General features: G+C 70.5%; 16 protein-coding genes. 8 read left to right on the top strand and 8 right to left on the bottom strand.

The genetic code is table 11. The features are described 5' to 3' along the window. The first annotated feature begins 6 nt into the window (after window positions 1-6). On the top strand, window positions 7-2,085 hold the full coding sequence (locus H623_RS17920) for a DUF6807 family protein (protein WP_245558899.1): 2,079 nt from the start codon (window positions 7-9) through the stop codon (window positions 2,083-2,085). A gap of 30 nt (window positions 2,086-2,115) precedes the next feature. Further along, the gene (locus tag H623_RS17915) at window positions 2,116-3,285 is read left to right on the top strand and encodes a M24 family metallopeptidase (protein WP_022899882.1); all 1,170 of its coding nucleotides are present in this window, start codon (window positions 2,116-2,118) and stop codon (window positions 3,283-3,285) included. 51 nt (window positions 3,286-3,336) lie between these two features. Here H623_RS17915 and H623_RS0105155 read toward each other — a convergent pair whose 3' ends face one another. The 5 genes from H623_RS0105155 to H623_RS17905 are packed head-to-tail and all read right to left on the bottom strand — an operon-like array spanning window position 3,337 to window position 9,188. Then, entirely contained in the window at window positions 3,337-4,788 is a 1,452-nt protein-coding gene (locus H623_RS0105155; protein WP_026939939.1) for an aldehyde dehydrogenase (NADP(+)), read from the bottom strand. Further along, a complete protein-coding gene (locus H623_RS17910) occupies window positions 4,788-5,897 on the bottom strand; it encodes a mandelate racemase/muconate lactonizing enzyme family protein (RefSeq protein ID WP_022899880.1) in 1,110 nt (369 codons plus the stop codon). Before H623_RS17910 ends, H623_RS0105155 begins: the two co-directional genes overlap by 1 nt. Continuing rightward, a complete protein-coding gene (locus H623_RS0105145) occupies window positions 5,897-6,820 on the bottom strand; it encodes a 5-dehydro-4-deoxyglucarate dehydratase (protein ID WP_022899879.1) in 924 nt (307 codons plus the stop codon). Before H623_RS0105145 ends, H623_RS17910 begins: the two co-directional genes overlap by 1 nt. After that, entirely contained in the window at window positions 6,820-7,755 is a 936-nt protein-coding gene (locus tag H623_RS0105140; RefSeq protein ID WP_022899878.1) for an NAD-dependent epimerase/dehydratase family protein, read from the bottom strand. Before H623_RS0105140 ends, H623_RS0105145 begins: the two co-directional genes overlap by 1 nt. Further along, window positions 7,752-9,188: a Gfo/Idh/MocA family protein gene (locus H623_RS17905; RefSeq protein WP_022899877.1), complete on the bottom strand. Its 1,437-nt coding sequence runs from the start codon at window positions 9,186-9,188 to the stop codon at window positions 7,752-7,754. The genes H623_RS0105140 and H623_RS17905 overlap by 4 nt, the downstream gene beginning before the upstream one ends. A gap of 137 nt (window positions 9,189-9,325) precedes the next feature. Between H623_RS17905 and H623_RS0105130 the strand changes: the two genes are divergently transcribed. The 5 genes from H623_RS0105130 to H623_RS17895 all read left to right on the top strand — a co-directional run bounded on the left by H623_RS0105130 (window position 9,326) and on the right by H623_RS17895 (window position 14,856). Further along, the gene (locus tag H623_RS0105130; protein ID WP_022899876.1) at window positions 9,326-10,348 is read left to right on the top strand and encodes a LacI family DNA-binding transcriptional regulator; all 1,023 of its coding nucleotides are present in this window, start codon (window positions 9,326-9,328) and stop codon (window positions 10,346-10,348) included. Window positions 10,349-10,388: 40 nt separating this feature from the next. Continuing rightward, window positions 10,389-11,264, top strand: a complete 876-nt coding sequence (locus tag H623_RS0105125) for an alpha/beta hydrolase (RefSeq protein WP_022899875.1) — start codon at window positions 10,389-10,391, stop codon at window positions 11,262-11,264. A 45-nt stretch (window positions 11,265-11,309) separates the two neighbouring features. After that, a complete protein-coding gene (locus H623_RS0105120; protein WP_022899874.1) occupies window positions 11,310-12,239 on the top strand; it encodes a 2-hydroxyacid dehydrogenase in 930 nt (309 codons plus the stop codon). A gap of 233 nt (window positions 12,240-12,472) precedes the next feature. Next, the gene (locus H623_RS17900) at window positions 12,473-13,312 is read left to right on the top strand and encodes a FadR/GntR family transcriptional regulator (protein ID WP_342664576.1); all 840 of its coding nucleotides are present in this window, start codon (window positions 12,473-12,475) and stop codon (window positions 13,310-13,312) included. 182 nt (window positions 13,313-13,494) lie between these two features. Next, entirely contained in the window at window positions 13,495-14,856 is a 1,362-nt protein-coding gene (locus H623_RS17895) for an alpha-hydroxy acid oxidase (RefSeq protein ID WP_022899872.1), read from the top strand. Window positions 14,857-14,943: 87 nt separating this feature from the next. Here the strand turns inward: H623_RS17895 and H623_RS0105105 are convergent, their stop codons facing one another. The 3 genes from H623_RS0105105 to H623_RS0105095 form a co-directional block, all read right to left on the bottom strand. After that, on the bottom strand, window positions 14,944-15,435 hold the full coding sequence (locus tag H623_RS0105105) for a hypothetical protein (protein WP_022899871.1): 492 nt from the start codon (window positions 15,433-15,435) through the stop codon (window positions 14,944-14,946). Window positions 15,436-15,581: 146 nt separating this feature from the next. Further along, complete coding sequence (locus H623_RS0105100) at window positions 15,582-16,544, bottom strand: acetylxylan esterase (protein ID WP_022899870.1); 963 nt, start codon at window positions 16,542-16,544, stop codon at window positions 15,582-15,584. Window positions 16,545-16,640: 96 nt separating this feature from the next. Further along, window positions 16,641-17,942 (bottom strand): UDP-glucose dehydrogenase family protein, encoded by a 1,302-nt coding sequence (locus tag H623_RS0105095; protein ID WP_026939936.1) that lies wholly within the window; start codon window positions 17,940-17,942, stop codon window positions 16,641-16,643. A gap of 171 nt (window positions 17,943-18,113) precedes the next feature. Between H623_RS0105095 and H623_RS0105090 the strand changes: the two genes are divergently transcribed. Continuing rightward, complete coding sequence (locus H623_RS0105090) at window positions 18,114-19,001, top strand: hypothetical protein (RefSeq protein WP_022899868.1); 888 nt, start codon at window positions 18,114-18,116, stop codon at window positions 18,999-19,001. Window positions 19,002-19,048 lie beyond the last annotated feature (47 nt).

Genomic DNA, 19,048 nt, shown 5'->3' with positions numbered 1-19,048 from the left:
ATGATCTTGTCTCCATCCCGCCCACGCCTGATCGTCACCGGAATCGGTGGCTACGGACGCATCCACCTCGCGAACGCCCAGCGCCTCGCGGCGGCGGGACGAGTGGAGATCGTGGCGCTGGTCGATCCGGCGATCGCGGAGAACGAGCGTGACGGCATCCCTCTGCACGCAACTCTGGAGCAAGCCCTCGCCGCGCACCCGGCCGACGTCGTGATCGTCGCCACGCCGCTCGACACCCATGCGACGCTGTGCGAGCAGGCGATGCGTGCGGGAGCCGATGTGCTGCTCGAGAAGCCTCCCGTGCCCACCGCAGACGAGTTCGAGCGCCTCCTTGTCGTGCAGCGCGAGACCGGCCGTGTCGTGCAGGTCGGCTTCCAGAGCCTCGGATCCGAGGCCACCCCGGCCCTCGCCGACGACCGCCTCGGGCTCGGCCGTGCACTCGCCGTGAGCGCGACAGGCCTCTGGAGCCGCCGGCTCTCGTACTGGAAACGCGCCCGCTGGGCCGGGCGGCGCTCGCTCGACGGCCGCTGGGTCGTCGACGGCGTGGCCACGAACCCGCTCGCGCACGCGGTGGCCACCGCGCTGCGCATCGCGGGCTACGACACGGCCGACTCGGTGGCGCACGTCGAGACCGATCTCTACCGCGTCAACGCTATCGACGCCGACGACACCTCCGTGATCCGCATCACCGGTGACGGCTTGCCCACCGTCACCTGTGCGCTCACGCTGTGCGCTCCGCCGCAGCTGCACGACGAGCCGAACAAGGGCGCGAGCGTCGTCATCACCGGAGAACGGGCATCCGCGTCGTTCTCGTATCAGACGGATGCCGTCACCATCGCCGACGAGACGACCAGCTTCGGCCGGGTGGATCTTCTGGAGAATCTACTGGCCCATCGCCGTGACGGCGTTCCGCTCATCGTGCCGCTCGAGTCCACGGGCGCCTTCGTGCGGGTCGTCGAGGCGATCAGACTCGCCCCGGAGCCGATGAAGATCGACCCGTCCGCGGTGACCTGGCACGACGAAGGCGACGACGCCTACCCGGTCGTGGAGGGCATCGAGGATGCCGTGCTCCGCGCAGCGCAGACCGGCTCGACCTTCACGGAATCAGGACTTCCCTGGGCGCACGACGGGCGCGACGGTGTGATCGCGACAGGCTCCGTTCGTGACATCGTCGTCGCGCAAGAGGTGGACGGGGTCGGCACCATCCCCTTCTCCAGCCCGCATCCGTACCTGCATCCGGTACGCACACTCGGCGGCGTGACGGTGACCGCCACGCATCCCGCCGACCACGACTGGCACACGGGGATCGGGTTCGCCGTGCAGGATGCCGGCGGCATCAATTTCTGGGGCGGCCGCACCTATGTGCGCGGCGAGGGATACCAGCGACTCGACGACCACGGCACGACCGACGTGACGGCTACCCGAGAGCTGGCCGACGGCGTCGAGCACGAGCTCGCCTGGCGCGGGCCCGACGGTGCACTCGTGCTCAACGAGAGGCGTCGTCTGCGCTGGGCCCCGTTCGCTCTGCCGCTGAAGAACACCGACGACGACGGCCCCTCCTCGGCCTGGCTGCTCGAGTTCGAGACGCGACTGGTTCCCGCATCCGACGGACTTCTGCTCGGCAGCCCCGGCAGCAAGGGCCGCGATCACGCCGGCTACGGCGGATTCTTCTGGCGGTTCCCGACGTGCTCCGACGTTCGCGTCTTCACGACGGATGCCTCCGGCGAAGACGCCGTCAACGGCTCGGTCGCTCCGTGGCTGGCCTGGGCGGCACGTTTCGACGCCGATCCCGAGCACCGGGGCGAGGCATCCATCGTGCTGACGCCCGCCGACGCCGAGACGGCGCGCGACCCCTGGTTCGTGCGCGTACGCGACTATCCCGGCATCGGGTCTGCGATCGCCTGGGATACGCCGACCGCGGTGCCCGAGCAGGGCTTGACCCGGCGCTTCCGCGCCGCCGTGATCGATGGATGCCTCGAGCCGGCCGATGCCACCGCCGCCGCCTCGGCCCTGGCCGGGCTGGCCACCGGTGCCGGCCCCGCCACCACCGACCGCGCTGCCGCCGCCACAGCCGACGCCTCCTGATCACTGGCGTCCCATCGAAACGAGCACCACATGACCCACACCCAGCTCGGCGCGGAGGCGACCACACTGCCCGCCGACCCCGCAACGCCCGCCGGCCCCGCAACGCCCGTCGACCCCGCAACGCCCGTCGGAACCGCCGACGAGCAGCGAGTCCACGACCGCGCAGTCAAGCGCGCGCGGGTGCGGGAGATCCTGGATGAGACGGGCGAGGCATCCGTTCTGCTCACGAGTGCTGCGGCAGTCGCCTGGTACCTGGACGGCGGGCGGCCGAACGTGAGCCTCGCGGCCGACCCGATCGTGGCGGTACACGTGAGCCAGGACGCGGAGGAGGTGCTCGTCACCTCGAACGAGTCCGCCCGGCTGGTCGCCGAGGAGCTGCCTGCCGGCGTCGTACTGCGGGAGCGCCCGTGGTACGAGCCGCTGCCACCGGCGGAAGGGTTGGGCGCGGTGCACGAGAGCCGCCTCGACGACAGGCTGCGAGCCGCCCGCGCGGAGCTGCTGCCGGGTGAGCTGGCTCGGTTCCGCACCCTGTGCTCCGACGCGGCGCACATCGTCACAAACACCCTGCTGGCAGCGGAACCGAGTTGGACGGAGCGGCGCGTCGCCGCGGAGCTGGCCGGCCGCCTGGTCGCGGCAGGGGCGGATCCGCTCGTGCTGATGGTCTCCGGAGAGTCGCGATCCGCCCTGCCCCATCCGCTGCCGACGGATGCCCCGCTCGGTCGCCGCGCACTGGTCGTGGCGTGTGCGCGCCGCGACGGCATGATCGCCAATCTGAGCCGGTGGGTGTCGTTCGGCGCTCTCACCGAGGGCGAAGCGGATGCCGAGCGGCGCATCCTTCAGGTCGAGTCCGACGTTTTCGAGGCCACTCGGCCCGGTGCCGAACTGCGCTCCGTTCTGGATGCCTTCGCCTCCGCCTACGCGACCCACGGCTTCGCGCCGGATCAGTGGCGCCGGCATCATCAGGGCGGGGCGGCGGGGTACGCGGGCCGCGACCCGCGCGCCGTACCGTCGACGACGGACATCGTGCGACTGGGCCAGGCGTTCACGTGGAACCCGTGGTCGCCCGGCGCGAAGGTCGAGGACACCGTGCTCGTCACCGGAACGGAGCAGGCGCGGCTGATCGAGCCGCTCACTGTCGACGAGCGCTGGCCGACGGCGCTCGTGAACGGCGTCGCCCGGCCCGTCACGCTGCAGCGCTGAGGTTGGCGGTGGTTCGCGCCTGCGCGAACCACCCACCCGATCGTGCTACCGCTACGCCACCTGCAGCACGCCGTCGACGCGACGCGGGATGCCCAGCGGGTTCTCCTCGCGCAACTCGGCGGGCAGCACCTCGGCCGGGGCATCCTGAAAAGCGATCGGCCGCTGGAACCGGCGCATCGCCGTCACGCCCACGGAGGTGTGCGCCGATGTGGTGGCCGGCCACGGTCCGCCGTGCTGCTGCGACCAGGTCACGGCCACGCCGGTCGGCCAGCCGGCGAACAGCAGTCGCCCGACCCGATCGGAGAGCACGCCCACCAGGCCGTTGATGTCGTCTTGCGGCTGCGCGTGCACGGTGCCGGTCAGACTGCCAGGCACCTGCTGCAGCGCGGTGACGAGCTCCTCGTCGCTGCCATAGCGCAGCAGCAGCGTGACGGGACCGAAGCACTCCTCGAAGTAGACCTCGGGATGCTCCGCCGCGACCGCCGCGTCGACGGCCAGCAGCACGGGCGTGTGCTCGTCGCCCGCGCCGTCCTGCTCCGCGCGACCGCTGAGCACCTCGACGCCGCCGGCTTCGGCGAGTGCGCCCAGGCCTGCTCCGAACGCGGACGCGATGCCGTCGGTGAGCATGCGGCCTCCGGAGGCTCCGTTGGCGCGCTGCGCGACGGCATCCTCGAATCCGCTGCCGGAAGGCACGAACACCAGGCCCGGCTTGGTGCAGTACTGCCCGACGCCGAGGGTGAACGAGCCGACGAGACCGGCTGCCAGCTCGTCGCCGCGTTCTTCCGCCGCGGCGCGCGTGACGACCACGGGGTTCACGCTGCCGAGTTCGCCGTAGAACGGGATGGGATCGGGACGGCCAGAGGCGAGGTCGTAGAGTGCCCGGCCGCCGGCCACCGATCCGGTGAAGCCCGCCGCCTTGATCGCGGGGTGCTGCACCAGTTGCTGGCCGGCCTGCCGCCCGTACACGATGCCGAAGATGCCCTCCGGTGCCCCCGCCTCGCGCAGAGCGTCACTCACGAGCTCGGCGGTGCGGGCGGAGAGCTGTTCGTGCGCGGAGTGCGCCTTGACGACCACGGGCGAGCCGACGGCGAGTGCCGAGGCAGTGTCGCCGCCGGCGACCGAGAACGCGAACGGGAAGTTGGAGGCCGAGAACACGGCGACGGGCCCGATCGAACGCAGAACGCGGCGAAGGTCCGGCCGAGGCGGAGTCGCCTCGGGCGCGGCGTGGTCGATGATCGCCTCGGCGTACGAGCCCTCTTCGATCGCATCGGCGAAGAGCCGCAGCTGGCCCGTGGTGCGGCCGACCTCGCCCGTGAGACGGCCCTCGCCGAGGTGAGTCTCCTCATCGGCGATCGCGACCAGCTCGTCGCGGTGCGCGTCAAGCTCATCGGCGACCGCGCGCAGCCAGCGCGCCCGTGTGGCGGCGGGAGCCGATGCCGTCTCTGCGGCCGCGCCGGCGGCCGCCTTCGCTGCGCGGTCGACGTCCTGTTCGGAGGAGTTCATCATTGTGTCGGATCCTTTGCGATTGCGTCCTGTACCGAGTCTTGCAGCACGATCCCGATTCCGGGGCGGCCGGTGATGGTCAGCTCGGTGCCGGCGATCGAGATCGGCGACGGTTCGGCGAGCATTCCCAGCCTGTCGAATCCGGCATCTTCGACCTCCTCGACCATCGTCTGCCGCTTCAGCGCGAGCGCGAGCTGCCCCGACAGTTCGGGCAGCAGGTGGGGATGGAGCTCCACGCCGGCGGCGTCGGCGACGTCGGCGATGCCGAGGAACGGCGTGATGCCGCCGACCCGCACGACGTTCGGCTGCACGATATCGGCTGCACCGCCCTCGATCGCCTCCCGGAACCGGTGGACGGTGTGCAGGTTCTCACCGAGCGCGACCGGCACGTCGATGCGCGACCGCAGCGCGGCACAGCCGAGCAGGTCATCGGCACGCAGCGGCTCCTCGATCCAGCGCAACGAGAAGCGGCTCAGCTCGCCGATCGCGCGCTCGGCTTCGTCGAGCGACCAGAGCTGGTTCGCGTCGATGGCGAGCTCGACGTGCGGACCGATCGCGTCTCGCACGGCGGCGACGCGGTCGACATCTTCTTTCAGCTCCCGTCCGCCGACCTTGATCTTCACCATCGGATAGCCGACGTCCGACCACCGCCGCGCCTGCGCGACGAGCTCATCGAGCGAGTAGTGCCGGTTGACACCACTGCCGTAGACCCCGACGGATGTCCGCACCCGGCCGAGCTGGTCGGCGAGCGTCTCGTCTGCGGCCCGGCCCGCGGCATCCCACAGCGCCAGGTCAAGACCCGCCATCGCGATGGTCGTGATGCCGCCGGAGCCCGCCTCGTTCAGGTGCTCCCAGAGCGGTGTCCACAGCTCGCGGGCATCCGCCTCGCGGCCGAGCACGAATTCACGAATGTCGTTCTCGAGCATCGCCTGCACGGAGCGCGCCCCGATCGACGGCGTCCAGCTCAGGCCGTGGCCGGTCACTCCGCTGGAGGTCTCCACGAGCACCTCGATGACGTGCCACTGCGTGACATCCAGGCCCCACGGCCTCGCCAGCGGTACGTCGATCAGCCGCGTGCGCAGCGCGGTGATGCGCCCGAGGCCCGCCATCAGGCCGCGCCGACCAGCTCGTCGCCGATGGCCAGAATGCGACGGAGCTCGGCGAGCTGCCGCTCGTCGGGGTCGATGAGCGGAGGCCGAACACCGCCGACCTCGAAGCCGTCCACACCCTGGCAGCCGAGGCGCACGCCGGCCTTCACGAGCGAGACCGCGAAGCCGGGCACCTCGTCGCGTAGGCGCACGAGAGGAAGGTAGAAGGCGTCCAGAATCTCGAGACGGCGTGCATCGTCACCGCTCGCGTACGCCTCGTAGAAGGCTTTCGCGACGCGCGGCGCCATGGCGAACGCCGCAGACGAGTAGAGCGGAACGCCGATCGCGCGGTACGCCTGCTGCGTCAACTCCGCGGTGGGAAGACCGTTGAAGAACGCGAAGTCGTCGCGACCCGTCGCCGCCACAGTGCGCACGAGCTGCTGCGCCACCCCGAGGTCTCCCACGCCGTCCTTGAAGCCGAGCACGCGCGAGTCGGAGGCGAGCCGCGCCGCGGCCGCCTCGTCGAGTTTCGCCGATCCGCGGTGGTACACGATGACCGGCAGCGAGGATGCCTGCAGCAGCGCCTCGACGTACGCGACCGTTCCCGACATCGGTCCCGCCACCAGGTACGGGGGCAGCACGAGCAGCGCGTCGGCGCCGGCGTCTTCGGCGCGCTTCGCGCACTCGATCGCATGCCCGAGCGGTCCGCCCGCACCGGCGACCACGGGCACGCTGCCGCCGACCGCACCGACCGCGGCGCCCACGACCTCGCCGGCCTCAGCGGCGCTCAGCGCGTGGAACTCACCGGTCCCGCAGGCGGGGAACACGCCGCCCGGGCCGTAAGGCAGGCGCGAGGCGACGTGCTCGGCGGTGCGTGCGACATCCACCGAACCATCGGCCGCGAAGGCCGTCACGGGAAAGAAAAGGACACCGTCGAAACGCATCAGGCACCTCCGGCCAGCGTGTGTGTGGAGACTTCGGAGAGCACGCTGCGCCAGTCGTGCTCGGGCTCCCAGCCGAGCAGGCGACGCGCCTTCTCGATCGAGAACGCCGGCTGCGTACCGGTCAGACCGGCGGCGAGCGACTCGGTGCCGGGGATGAACTGCGGCAACAGTTCCGCGAGCGGACGGCGGGCGAGCGCGTCGGCGGCACCGACCATGAAGGTCTGCGCGTTCGGAATGTCGCCGATCCCGGCGAGCAGCGTGTCGAGGAACACGCCCACGTCGCGGGCGTCGACATAGTTGAACAACGCGGGAGCCGAGAGCGCCGGGTCGTCCAGGCGCTCGAGGATGGTGTGCCCCTGCTGCGTCGGTGCCCCCTCCCACTCCTCCGGCGCGATCACGTAGCACGGCCGGAACGCCGCAAGCCGCACCCGGTCGCCGCACTGCGCCGCGAACATCTGCGCGGTGCGCTCGGCGACCAGCTTCGAAAGCGCGTAGGCGTTCCACGGGCGCGGCGCGACATCCTCATCGAGCGGCAGCCTTTCGGGAAGCCAACCCTCCGGCGCCCCGTAACCGAACACCGTCGGAGACGACGCGGTCACGATCTTGCGCACGCCGGCGTCCACGGCGGCCTGCATCACGTTGTACGCGAGCGAGGCGTTCGTGCGCAGAATGTGCTGCTCGGGCGCGCTGAACGGCACGGCAATGGCGGCGAGATGGATGACGGCATCCGGCTTCGTCTGTTCGAGAACAGCGGATGCCTGCGTCGCGTCGGTCAGGTCCGCCGCGATCTGCTGCGCGCTCGTCCCGGCGCCCGCCGACTCGGCGTTCGGCACCGTGAGGTCGACCTCGATGACCTCGTGGCCCCGCTGCCCGAGCACGGCCACGACGCTGCGGCCGAGGCGCCCGGAGCTGCCGGTGACGAGAATGCGGCTCACGCGCGCGCTCCCTCGTCGGCAGGGATCGCTCCGCCGGCTTCGGCAGGGGCCGCTTCGCCAGCAGGGACTTCGGCGGCAGGCACGGTTGCGGCGCCGGGGACCGCGCGCTCGACATCGATCCCGAGGTCGAGGTCCTCGACCTTCACCGGAAGCCCCGTCTGCAGCGAGCGATTGCCCGAGATGCCGACCGCGATCGCCCGCACCCCGTCCACGTAATCGGCAGCACGTCCCAGCGGGTCGTCGTGCGCTCCGACGAACACGTCGCGCAGCAGAATGGCGTCGCCGCCGCCGTGGCTGCCCTCCCCCTGCGGGATCTCGACCTCCTGCGCCGGCTCCCAGTGCCGCTGCAGCAGAATGCGCTCCCCTTGCGAACGCAGGCCTGCGGCGGCCGTCGTGTCGGCGACCGCCGACGGGTCGACGATGGTGTGCCCGTCGGCGTTCAGCCGCACTTCACCGCGCTCGATCACGTCGAGCTCAACCCGCCCCTGCGTGCCGTTGACCGCGATGCGGTAGCCCTCCCACGGCGAGTGGGCGTTGAGGGAATAGCTCATGCTCGCACCGCCGGCGTAATCGACGACCAGCGAGAGGTTGTCTTCGATGGTGATGCCGGGCGCGAAGACGCTCTGGTCGCGCCGGTAGCCGTCGTAGGACTCGTTGTCGTAGTAGAGCCGCTTCAGCTTCTCGTCGTGGCGCAGGTCGAGCGCGAACGGATCGGCGACGTCGTCGCTGGTGCCTCGCTCATAGCCGGCGACCCTGCCGTCGCGGCGGGCGTTGTCGGGGCCGTAGAAGCGCAGGCCGCCCGAGGCGAATACGCGGCGAGGCACGTCGCCGAGCCACCAGTTCACGAGGTCGAAGTGGTGGGATGCCTTGTGCACGAGCAGACCGCCCGAGTTCGCCTTGTCGCGGTGCCAGCGGCGGAAGTAGTCGGCGCCGTGCGCCGTATCGAGCAGCCACTCGAAGTGCACGGAGAGCGGCTTTCCGATCGCACCGGATGCGATCACCCGTTTGAACGCGCTGTTGCGGGGCGAGTACCGGTAATTGAAGGTCATCACGACGCTGCGGCCCGTCTCGCGCACCGCCTCCGCGATCTCGCGGCTGCCCTCCTCGTTCACCGTGAGGGGCTTCTCCACGACGACGTCTGCGCCTGCGCGCAGGGCCCTGGCGACATAGCGCGCATGCGTGAAGTCCGGTGAGGTGACGATCACCCGGTCGACACGCTCGCGCTCGATCGCCTTCTCGAGGTCGTCCGGCGCGTAGTGCACAGGATGCGCACGCTCACCGATCACTTCGTCGTAATAGTCCAGACGTCCCGGGTTCACGTCGACGGTCGCCACCAGTTCGGCGACATCGGCGTGGTCGCCGGTGATCGCCCCGATGTACATGCCCGCCCTCGAGCCGGTTCCGACGATCGCGTAGCGGCGTCGTTGCACCACGTTCGCCTCCTGTGGTCTCGACGATCGGCCCTGGAGAGCCGTCGTGCTGTAGGGTTGAGAAAACGCTTTCTCTCACCATACACGATAGTGTTTGCAACGTATTCGAGCGTCGACGACAGCCGGGACTAGGGGGTCACGTGGGCAAGGCCAAGACCGGCGTGGATCGCCGCACTCCGACGATCGCCGACGTGGCCGCGCGCGCTGAAGTCTCGCTCTCCACGGTGTCCCGCGTGATGAACGGCAGCACGACCGTCGACGCGGCACTCGCGGAACGCGTGCGAGAGGCGGCACTCGCTCTCGGCTACTCGGCCAGCCCGCTCGCCCGCAGCCTGGTGCTCGGCAAGACCCAGACGCTGGCAGTGGTCGTGCCCGACCTGGGCAACCCCACGTTCCAAGGCGCGCTGCGCGGCCTCAGCGACGGAGCATCCGAGAAGGGCTATCACGTGCTCGTCGCCGATTCCCACGAGAGGGCGGCCGACGAGCGCGAGCTTGCGATCGAGGCGCGTCGACGCTGCGACGGCATCGTGCTCTGCGCTCCGCGCATGCCGGCGGAAGAGCTGGACGAGATCCTGCCGCTGCTCGCGCCCGTCGTCGTGATCAACCGCGATCCGGGGCGGGCGGATGTGCCATCGGTCTTCGCGGACTACAGGTCCGGGCTGACCCAGATGCTCCAGCATGTCTATGACCTGGGACACCGGCACCTCGTCTATCTCGAGGGCAGCGAGAACGCGGCCTCGAACCGTAATCGGCTCGCAGCCATCCACGAGTTCGGGGCAACGCACGACGACGTGCGTATCGACGTCGTGCCGGGCGGGGTCGGGTTCGAAGACGGGTACAGTGCGGCGCAGAGCGTGGTCGGCACCGGGGCCACCGCCGCCATCGCCTTCAACGACCTGGCCGCGATGGGACTGCTCAACGCGCTCACCGAGCAAGGCGTTCGCGTGCCGCAGGATGTCTCGATCACCGGATTCGATGACATCCCGTTCGCGCGCTACACGACTCCGCCGCTGACCACGGCGGCCGTGCCGGTCGAAGAGCTCGGTGCGCAAGCCTGGGAGCGCGTCTGGGCGCTGCTGAACGGCCGAACGCCCGCGTACAATCTGTCGTTCGGACCGCTGGTGGTCGCACGCGGCTCGACGGGGCCGGCGCCGGCTGCCTGAACGAAGCACGGAACGCCAACGGCGGGCAGGATGGAGTGTCATGAGCACCCACGCCCCCGACATCGCCGTCGACGACCAGCTCCTCGACGGACCCCACGGCTCGCTCCGGATCCGGATATACCGCCCGTCAGCGCCGACCGGCCCCGGCCTTCTCTGGCTGCACGGCGGAGGTTTCGCCGCGGGCGACATCGACATGCCAGAGGGCGACAGCGTGGCGCGCGGCTTCGCGGCACGCGGCGTTACGGTCGCCTCGCTCGACTACCGACTGGCGCCCACGCCACCGGAGCGCGCCGAACTGCTCGGACGCGAAGCCGTGCCGGAAGGCGTGCACTACCCGGTGCCCGTAGACGAGGCCGTCTTCGCGTTCCGCTGGGCCCGGGACTCCTCGCTCGCGTCGGGTCCGTGGGCGATCGGCGGCGCCAGCGCCGGCGGCAACATCGCGACCGGTGCGGCCTTGCGGCTCTCGCACGAAGGAGACGCTCCGGCCCTCGCCGTGCTCGCCTATCCCACCCTGCTCGCCGTGCAGCCGTCACCGGACGCCGCCCTCCGCGCTGCGCTCGACGCCCGCCCCGAGGCCGACACGTTCGGCCCCCGCGCCGTCGCGCAGATGTACCAGAACTACCTTGGCGAACCGCTGGATGCCGCGCCCTCCCCGGACGCGCCGGTCTACGCCGTTCCCGGGCTCGCCGCCGCCGAGCAGCTCACAGGGTTCCCGCCGACGATCATGATCAACGACGAGACGGACGAGCTGCGGGTCTCCGGTGAGGCGTTCGCGGCATCCCTGCGCGCTGCCGGCGTCCACATCGACGTCTCGACCGAGCCGGGCACCACGCACGGCCACCTCAACCGGCCGGAAGAGCCCGGATGGGCCGCGTCACTCGAGCGATTCGCCGCGCGCGTCAACGCACTGGCGTGACCGACGGCGCGGAGCGGGTGCGGGCATCCGAATAGGCTCGATCGCGTGAGCATCGTCGTCAGCCTCCCCGGAACCGCTCTTCTCGACGCCTACAACGCGCTGCCCGGCGCTGCGCCCGAGGGCGTGGAGTTCGTCACGTGGGACCTGAAGTCCGCGCCGCCGCGTGACGAGTTCGACATCGTCGTGCCGCCGTACATGGGCGGGATCGGGGTGCTCGGCGCGCTCGGCCAGGTGAAGAGCCGCCTCGTGCAGAGCCAGTCGATCGGATACGACGGGGTCGATGCCATCATCCCCACGGGCATCACCTACGCCAACGCGGCCAGCGTGCACGAGACATCCACCGCTGAGCTCACGCTCGCGCTGATCCTGGCGTCGCAGCGCGGCATCCCCGAGTTCGTGCGCGCCGCCGAGCGCGGCGAGTGGGCGCCGGAGCGCCGGCCCAGCGTGGCCGACCGCCGCGTTCTGCTCATCGGGTACGGCGGCGTCGGCAAAGCGATCGACGAGCGCCTCGCCGCGTTCGAGGTGGAGGTCACGCGGGTCGCCACCCGCGCCCGCGACGAGGGCAACGTGCACGTGCACGGTATCGACGAACTGCCCGCGCTGCTGCCCGACGCCGAGATCGTCGTGATCGGAACACCGCTCACGGATGCCACGCGTCACCTCGTCGACGACGCCTTCCTCTCCGCGCTTCCCGACGGCGCGCTCGTCGTGAACATCGCCCGTGGCGCAGTCGCCGACACGGATGCCGTGCTGAAGCACGCCAGGGCCGGCCGGCTGCGGTTCGCGCTCGACGTGAGCGATCCCGAGCCGCTGCCGCAGGGGCATCCGCTCTTCACACTGCCGAACGTGCTCATCTCGCCGCACATCGGCGGCGCATCGACGGCGATGATGCCGCGCATGGCGCGGCTGCTTCGTCGGCAGATCGAGCGGATGCTCGCGGGCGAGCCGCCGCTCAACGTCGTGTTGCGCTCGTAGCCGCCAGGCTCTGCGCCGCGCGCTATGCCGGGTCGAAGTCATCTCGAACCGGCCGCCGAAACAGCAGATGTCGCCGAGAACAGCAGCGCTTGTGCTGTTCTCGACGAGAGAGCGTGGCCAGCGCTGTTTCCGGGACGGGCGCCGTGTCACCGGAGCGGGGTCTCTGCTGTTTTCGCGCTCGCAGGAATCCTCCCGCCGCAGTGGTCCGACCACACGTGTTAGCCTCGTGGACTGTGACGGGCATTGTGGTCGGACCACAGACGACGGCTGAGAGCGGCGACGCCTCCGCCGCGCCCTCGCGCGCGTGGCGCGTCGCGCTCGAGCACATCGAGTCGCAACTCCTCAGCGGCGACCTCAGGCCCGGCGAGCACCTTGCTCCCGAGCGCACGCTCGCCGCCGATCTGGGCGTGGCGCGCTCGTCGGTGCGTGAGGCGATCCGCGTGCTCGAGGTGCTCGGGCTCGTGCGCACCGCTACCGGCAGCGGTCCGAAGGCCGGCGCGATCATCGTCGCCTCGCCGGCCGGCGGCCTGAGCGAGGTCATGCGGCTGCACGTCGCCGCGCAGGGGTTCCCGGTGGCCGATGTCGTCGAGGCGCGCCTGGTGGTGGAGCCGGCGATCGCGGCTCACCTCGCCCGCGCCCACGGGCGCAAGGCGGGCGACGCGCCCGACCTCGGGCAGGCATCCGCTCTGCTCGACGCGATGGACGCCCTAGACCTCTCGCCCGCCGAGTTCCTCGCGCTGGACACGAGGTTCCACGTGGCGCTCGCGGAGGCGTCCGGAAACACCGTGCTCGCGGCGACCATGGCGGGGCTGCGCGACTCGATCGAGGGCTACGTGCTGCAGGCCGTGCCGAACCTCTCGTCATGGGCGGCGACCTCCGCTCGGCTGCGCGCCGAGCACCGCGGCATCGTGCGCGCGATCGAGGCAGGAAACGACACGGATGCCGCCGCTCGCGTGCACGCGCACGTCGCCGGCTATCACGCCGAGTCCCGCACCGCCGCCGTGGCGGCACCTGCGCCATCGGTTCCCAACTCAGGACGCGACGGCGCCGCTGATCCGGGAAGCGCACCATGACGCGGGCACACCGGCGGACCCGCGGCTCGCAGCCTGAATGATGAACCGTGACAACCCGCCACCCACCGCCGAACGCACCACGAACCCCGAGACCACCGGCATCTCAGACACCGCGAACCCAGACATCACCACCGCAGACCGCACCACCGCCCCAGACCGCACCACGAACCCAGGAGGAACACATGGTCGAGCGACAGCTCCCGAACGTGCGCGAACTCGCCACGCTGATGCAGTTCAAGAAGCCGCAGCTGAACGCGAAGAAGCGCCGGCTCGACAAGGCGCTCACCATCGGCGATCTTCGCGCGATCGCGAAGCGTCGCACACCGAAGGCGGCGTTCGACTACACCGATGGATCCGCCGAGGGCGAGATCAGCCTCTCGCGCGCCCGGCAGGCGTTCGAGGACGTGGAGTTCCATCCCGGGATCCTCAAGCCGGCGGTCGACGTCGACACGTCGGTCGAGATCTTGGGCGGGCCGTCAGCGTTGCCGTTCGGCATCGCTCCCACCGGGTTCACGCGGCTGATGCAGACCGAGGGCGAGGTCGCGGGAGCGAGCGCGGCGGCAGCGGCGGGCATCCCGTTCACGCTCTCCACGCTCGGCACCACGTCGATCGAGGGCGTCAAGGCGGCGAACCCGAACGGCCGCAACTGGTTCCAGCTCTACGTGATGCGCGACCGCGAGATCTCGTACGGGTTGGCCCGCCGCGCCGCCGACGCCGGATTCGACACGCTCATGTTCACCGTGGACACCCCCATCGCCGGAGCGCGTCTTCGCGACAAGCGCAACGGCTTCTCCATCCCGCCTCAGCTCACGCTCAACACCATCATCAACGCCATCCCGCGCCCGTGGTGGTGGATCGACTTTCTCACGACCCCGCCGCTCGAGTTCGCGTCGCTCTCCTCGACCGGGGGCACCGTCGGCGACCTGCTCGACGCGGCCATGGACCCGACCATCAGCTACGACGATCTCGCGACCATTCGGAGCATGTGGCCGGGCAAGATCATCATCAAGGGCGTGCAGAACGTCGAGGACTCCAAGCGCCTCATCGATCTCGGCGTCGACGGCATCGTGCTCTCCAACCACGGCGGCCGCCAGCTCGACCGGGCACCGGTGCCGTTCTGGCTGCTTCCGGATGTCGTGCGCGAGGTCGGCAAGGACGCCACGGTCATGGTCGACACCGGCATCATGAACGGCGCCGACATCGTGGCCTCCATCGCGCTCGGCGCGAAGTTCACGCTGATCGGCCGGGCCTACCTGTACGGTCTGATGGCCGGCGGTCGCGAGGGTGTCGACAAGACCATCGAGATCCTCTCCACCCAGCTGGTGCGCACCATGCGCCTGCTCGGCGTCTCCTCGCTCGAGGAGCTGAATCCGTCGCACGTCACGCAGCTCGCGCGTCTGCAGCCGGTGCACCGCGCAGCGACACAGGCAGCGGATGCCTCACCCGCCCGCCCGTCGGCCTCGCGTTCGCGCTCGACCGCGTCCCCGAAGACCGCCACCGCGAAGGTCGCCCCCGCGAAGAAGGCACCCGCGGCGAAGAAGTAGCGGCACCGCGAGACTCGCTCGGCACCGACGGGGGCTGCCCGCGCCGACGCCGGAGGGCGACCCGCTCGCCGACCAGGGGCGGCTCGCTCAACCGCCGAGACCGAGGTGCCCCCACACGGCGCGAGCACCGGCATCCCCGATCAGGACGACGTCGATCACCGATCCCACGGCGACGACGATCGCCGCGATCCCGATCAGCAGCCGGATGCCCAGCACGGCGGTCGGCGTCATGCGTGCGGCGAGTGCGTGCTCGGCGAACCGCGTCCAGCACCACACGGCCACCGCCACGATGAAGAGCGGGATCACCCAGCCGAGCAGAGTGTTCCCGAGATCCGCGTGCTGCTGCACCGCGGCCGTCACCGGGACCTCGGTCTCCAGCGCCTGGCCTGCGTTCACGGTGATCGGCGTCAGCACGAGAACGACGAGCGCGGCGAGCGGTGTCACGATCCCGAGTCGGCGCGCGGCTGCCGGCCACAGCCCGTGCAGCACGACGGCGAGGGCAGTCAGCGGCACGAGCACCACCACCGCGTGCACGAGCAGGATGTGCAGCGGCAGCCCGAGAAACGTGTACGTGTCCATCGCCGTGAAACGTACCCGAGCCGCTGAGGGATCCGCTGACGGATCGTTCGGCCCGGCTGAAGGGGCTGAGAGGTTGACGCCGACGCCGGCACCAGAACCGTAGCGCCGGTGCCAGAACCGTAGCGTCGGTGCCGACACCGCCGCGGTCAGAGCAGCCCGCGCACCACCTGCAGGAACCACAGCTCGTCTTCGAGACCGCCGCCCTCGTGGCCGTTGTAGGGCCAGACCTTGATCTCCTTCGAGGCGCCGGCGTAGGCGTTGAACGCGGCGAAGACCGTGGAAGGCGGGCAGGTGGCATCCATCAGCGCGGCCGACACCCACAGCGGAGCCTTGGCGCGCTTGGAGAAGTTGACCCCGTCGAAATAGCTCAGCACGTTGTGCACTGCCGCGACGCGGTCGCGGTGCACGGCCAGGTAGCTGCCGATCTCTTTGTAGGGGTGTGCGTCGGTGATGACGGATGCCCGCGGGAAGTCGCAGAGGAACGGCACGCGCGCGAACGCCCCGGCAAGGTCGGGCACGAGGCCGGCCACCGCGAGGGTGATGCCGCCGCCCTGGCTGCCTCCCGTCACGATCACGCGGCCGGAGTCGACGATGTCGAGCGAGCGAGCGGCCTCGACCGCACGCACGGCATCCGTGAACACGCGACGGTAGTAGTAGGTGTCGGGGCTCTCGATGCCGCGGGTCATGACGCCGGGGAACGCGGGACCGCTGCCTTCGGGGTCGGCCGTGTCACCGAGACCCCAGCCCGAACCCTGGCCGCGGATGTCCATGAACAGGTGCGCATAGCCCGCGGATGCCCACATCAGGTTCTCGAGAACGTGTCCGCGGCCGCCGCCGTAGCCCTGGTATTGCACCACAGTGGGCAGCGGGCCACTCGCACCGGCCGGCAGGCGCAGCCATGCCTTGATCGGCTGGCCGTGGAAGCCCGGGAACGTCACATCGAAGGTGTCGATCGTGGTCAGGCCGGTCTCGACGGGCGCCAGAACGACGTCGAGGGGAAAGGAGCGGGCGTCGTCGAGCGTCTTGGCCCAGAACTCGTCGAAGTCGTCGGGGTCGCGCTGGTCGCTGGTGTACTGAACAAGCTCGTGTTCGGGCAGATCGGTGAACATCGCACCAGCCTATTGACTGCACGCGAAGACATCCGACCATTCGTCACGTGCTGTCACGCGCACGCCGTCTCAGAGCACCGACGGCCCTGCCTCCAGTCAGCGACGCCCCATGCCGCGGTAACGCCACCCGGCGGCCGTCCACGCGTCGGGATCGAGCGCGTTGCGCCCATCGATGATCACGGCGCCCGCCACCGACTCCCACGTCGCCGCCGGGTCGAGACCGGTGTACTCGGGCCACTCGGTGACGAGGATCACGAGATCGGCTCCGCGCAGAGCATCCTCGAGGTTCTCCACGTAGTCGAGCTGCGGATGCCGTGCCCTCGCGTTCTCGATCCCCTTCGGGTCGGTCGCCACCACGTTCGCACCGAGTCCCTTGAGCGACACGGCCACGTCGAGCGCCGGGGAGTCGCGCACGTCGTCGGAGTGCGGTTTGAATGTGACGCCGAGCACGGCGATCTTGCGCCCCACGACCGATCCGCCGAGCTCGTCCACCGCGAGCTCGACGACGTGCTGACGGCGGCGCAGGTTGATCGCGTCGACCTCCTTGAGGAACGCGACCGACTCGCCACGGCCGAGTTCCTCGGCACGGGCGGTGAAGGCGCGGATGTCTTTGGGCAGGCACCCGCCGCCGAAACCGACGCCGGCACTCAGGAAGCGGCGGCCGATGCGCGCGTCGTGACCGATGGCATCCGCGAGCTGCGTCACGTCGGCGCCGGCGGCCTCCGCGATCTCGGACATGGCGTTGATGAACGAGATCTTGGTCGCGAGGAACGCGTTCGCCGACACCTTCACGAGCTCGGCCGTGGCGAAGTCGGTGACGATGCGGGGCGTGCCGAGCTCGAGCGCGTGGGCGAAGACGGTGTCGAGCACCGCGACGGATGCCTCGTCGCCGTTCTCGACGCCGTACACCAGCCGGTCGGGCTCGATGGTGTCGTGAACGGCGTAGCCCTCGCGCAGGAACTCCGGGTTCCATGCCAGGCGGGCACCGGTGGTGCGCACCCGCTCCGCGAGCTGCGCGGCCGTGCCGACGGGGACGGTGCTCTTGCCCACGACGGTGTCGCCCGGGCTCAGATGCGGGAAGAGCGAGTCGATCGCGGCGTTCACGTAGCGCAGGTCTGCGGCATGGCCGTCACGGGTCTGCGGTGTGCCGACGGCGACGAAGTGCACCTCGGCGGCTGCGGCGGCGGCCGGGTCGGTCGTGAACCTAAGACGCCCGGACGCGATCGAGGCGGTCAGCAGTTCGGCGAGCCCGGGCTCGAAGAACGGCGGTTCTCCGGCCGAGAGCCGCGCGACCTTCGCCCCGTCGACATCGATGCCGACCACGTCGTGCCCGAGCTTCGCCATCGCCGAGGCGTGCACGGCTCCGAGGTAGCCGCATCCGATCACGGAAATCTTCATGGTGTCCTCGCTCTGCATGCCACGTCCGACGGCGAAGCAGCAGATGCGGCGTCGACGGATCGTCCACGGACTCACCAACGTACAGCGCTCGGCTTCGCGTTCGTCCGGTGGCGCGGGCTCCGAACGTTCCTGTCCCCTCTGCGGGGCACGACAGACGTTAGGATTCCTCGCATGACGGCAGAGATCCCCGCGGGCTGGTACCCGAACCCGTGGAACGACGCGGAAGAGCTCTACTGGTCGGGAACCGAGTGGACCGGCATCTCGCGCGTCGTGCACCACGAGAGCCCTGCCGCGTTCGACGCGTCCGTGTCGGTGCCGTCGTCGGCATCGGACATCGAGGATGCCACCATCATGCGTCCCGCAAGCACCTCGCCGTTGCCCAGCGCCTCCGATCCGGCATACGGCGGCAGGGCCGCGGCGAGCGATGGCGCCCAGGTCATCGGTGCGCCGCCCGTCTCTTCGTCGTCGCAGGCCCCGTACGGGGCGCCGCAACCCGCGGTCGCCGAACAGTCGGCTCCTGATGCCACACGGTCGACCTCGTACGACCCGCCCCAGCCCTTCTATGCCGCCCCTGCGGCACCGTACGCCGCGCCCGGATACGGTGCGCCGTACGCGACACCGCAGGCAGCGCCGTCCGCCACGCCTGAGGCACCGCAGTCCACTCCCGCTCCGCCCGTCGGCTACACGATGCCGTTCGGGCAAGGCGGGGCGCCGGCCCAGACCCAGGGACAGACGCAGGGACAGGGACAATCGCCGGCGCCGGACGCGGCGAGCATCCGCTGGGCGCTCGGCAACTCCGCCCCAGGGCAGCCGGTCGGCAACCCGCGCGCGAAGTTCGGCCTGATCGCCATGATCATCGGCATCGTCGCCGTCGTGTTCGCCATCATCCCGGGGCTCAGCCTCGCGGCCTGGTTGCCCGCGTTCGTCGCAATAGGCCTCGGGATCGTCGGTTACCTCGGCGGTCGTCCGCGCACCTTCGCATTGGTCGGCATCGTCACCGGCGGTGTCGCGCTCGCGGTCGGTACCGGCGTCTCCATCTGGTTCCTCACCAGGCTCTAGCCGGCTGCCCGGCGGCGCTTCGCTCGGCGCCCGTCCATCCACCGGGC

Source organism: Humibacter albus DSM 18994 (genome assembly GCF_000421825.1).
Lineage (GTDB): Bacteria > Actinomycetota > Actinomycetes > Actinomycetales > Microbacteriaceae > Humibacter > Humibacter albus.
This window is presented reverse-complemented; position numbering and strand designations above follow the sequence as displayed.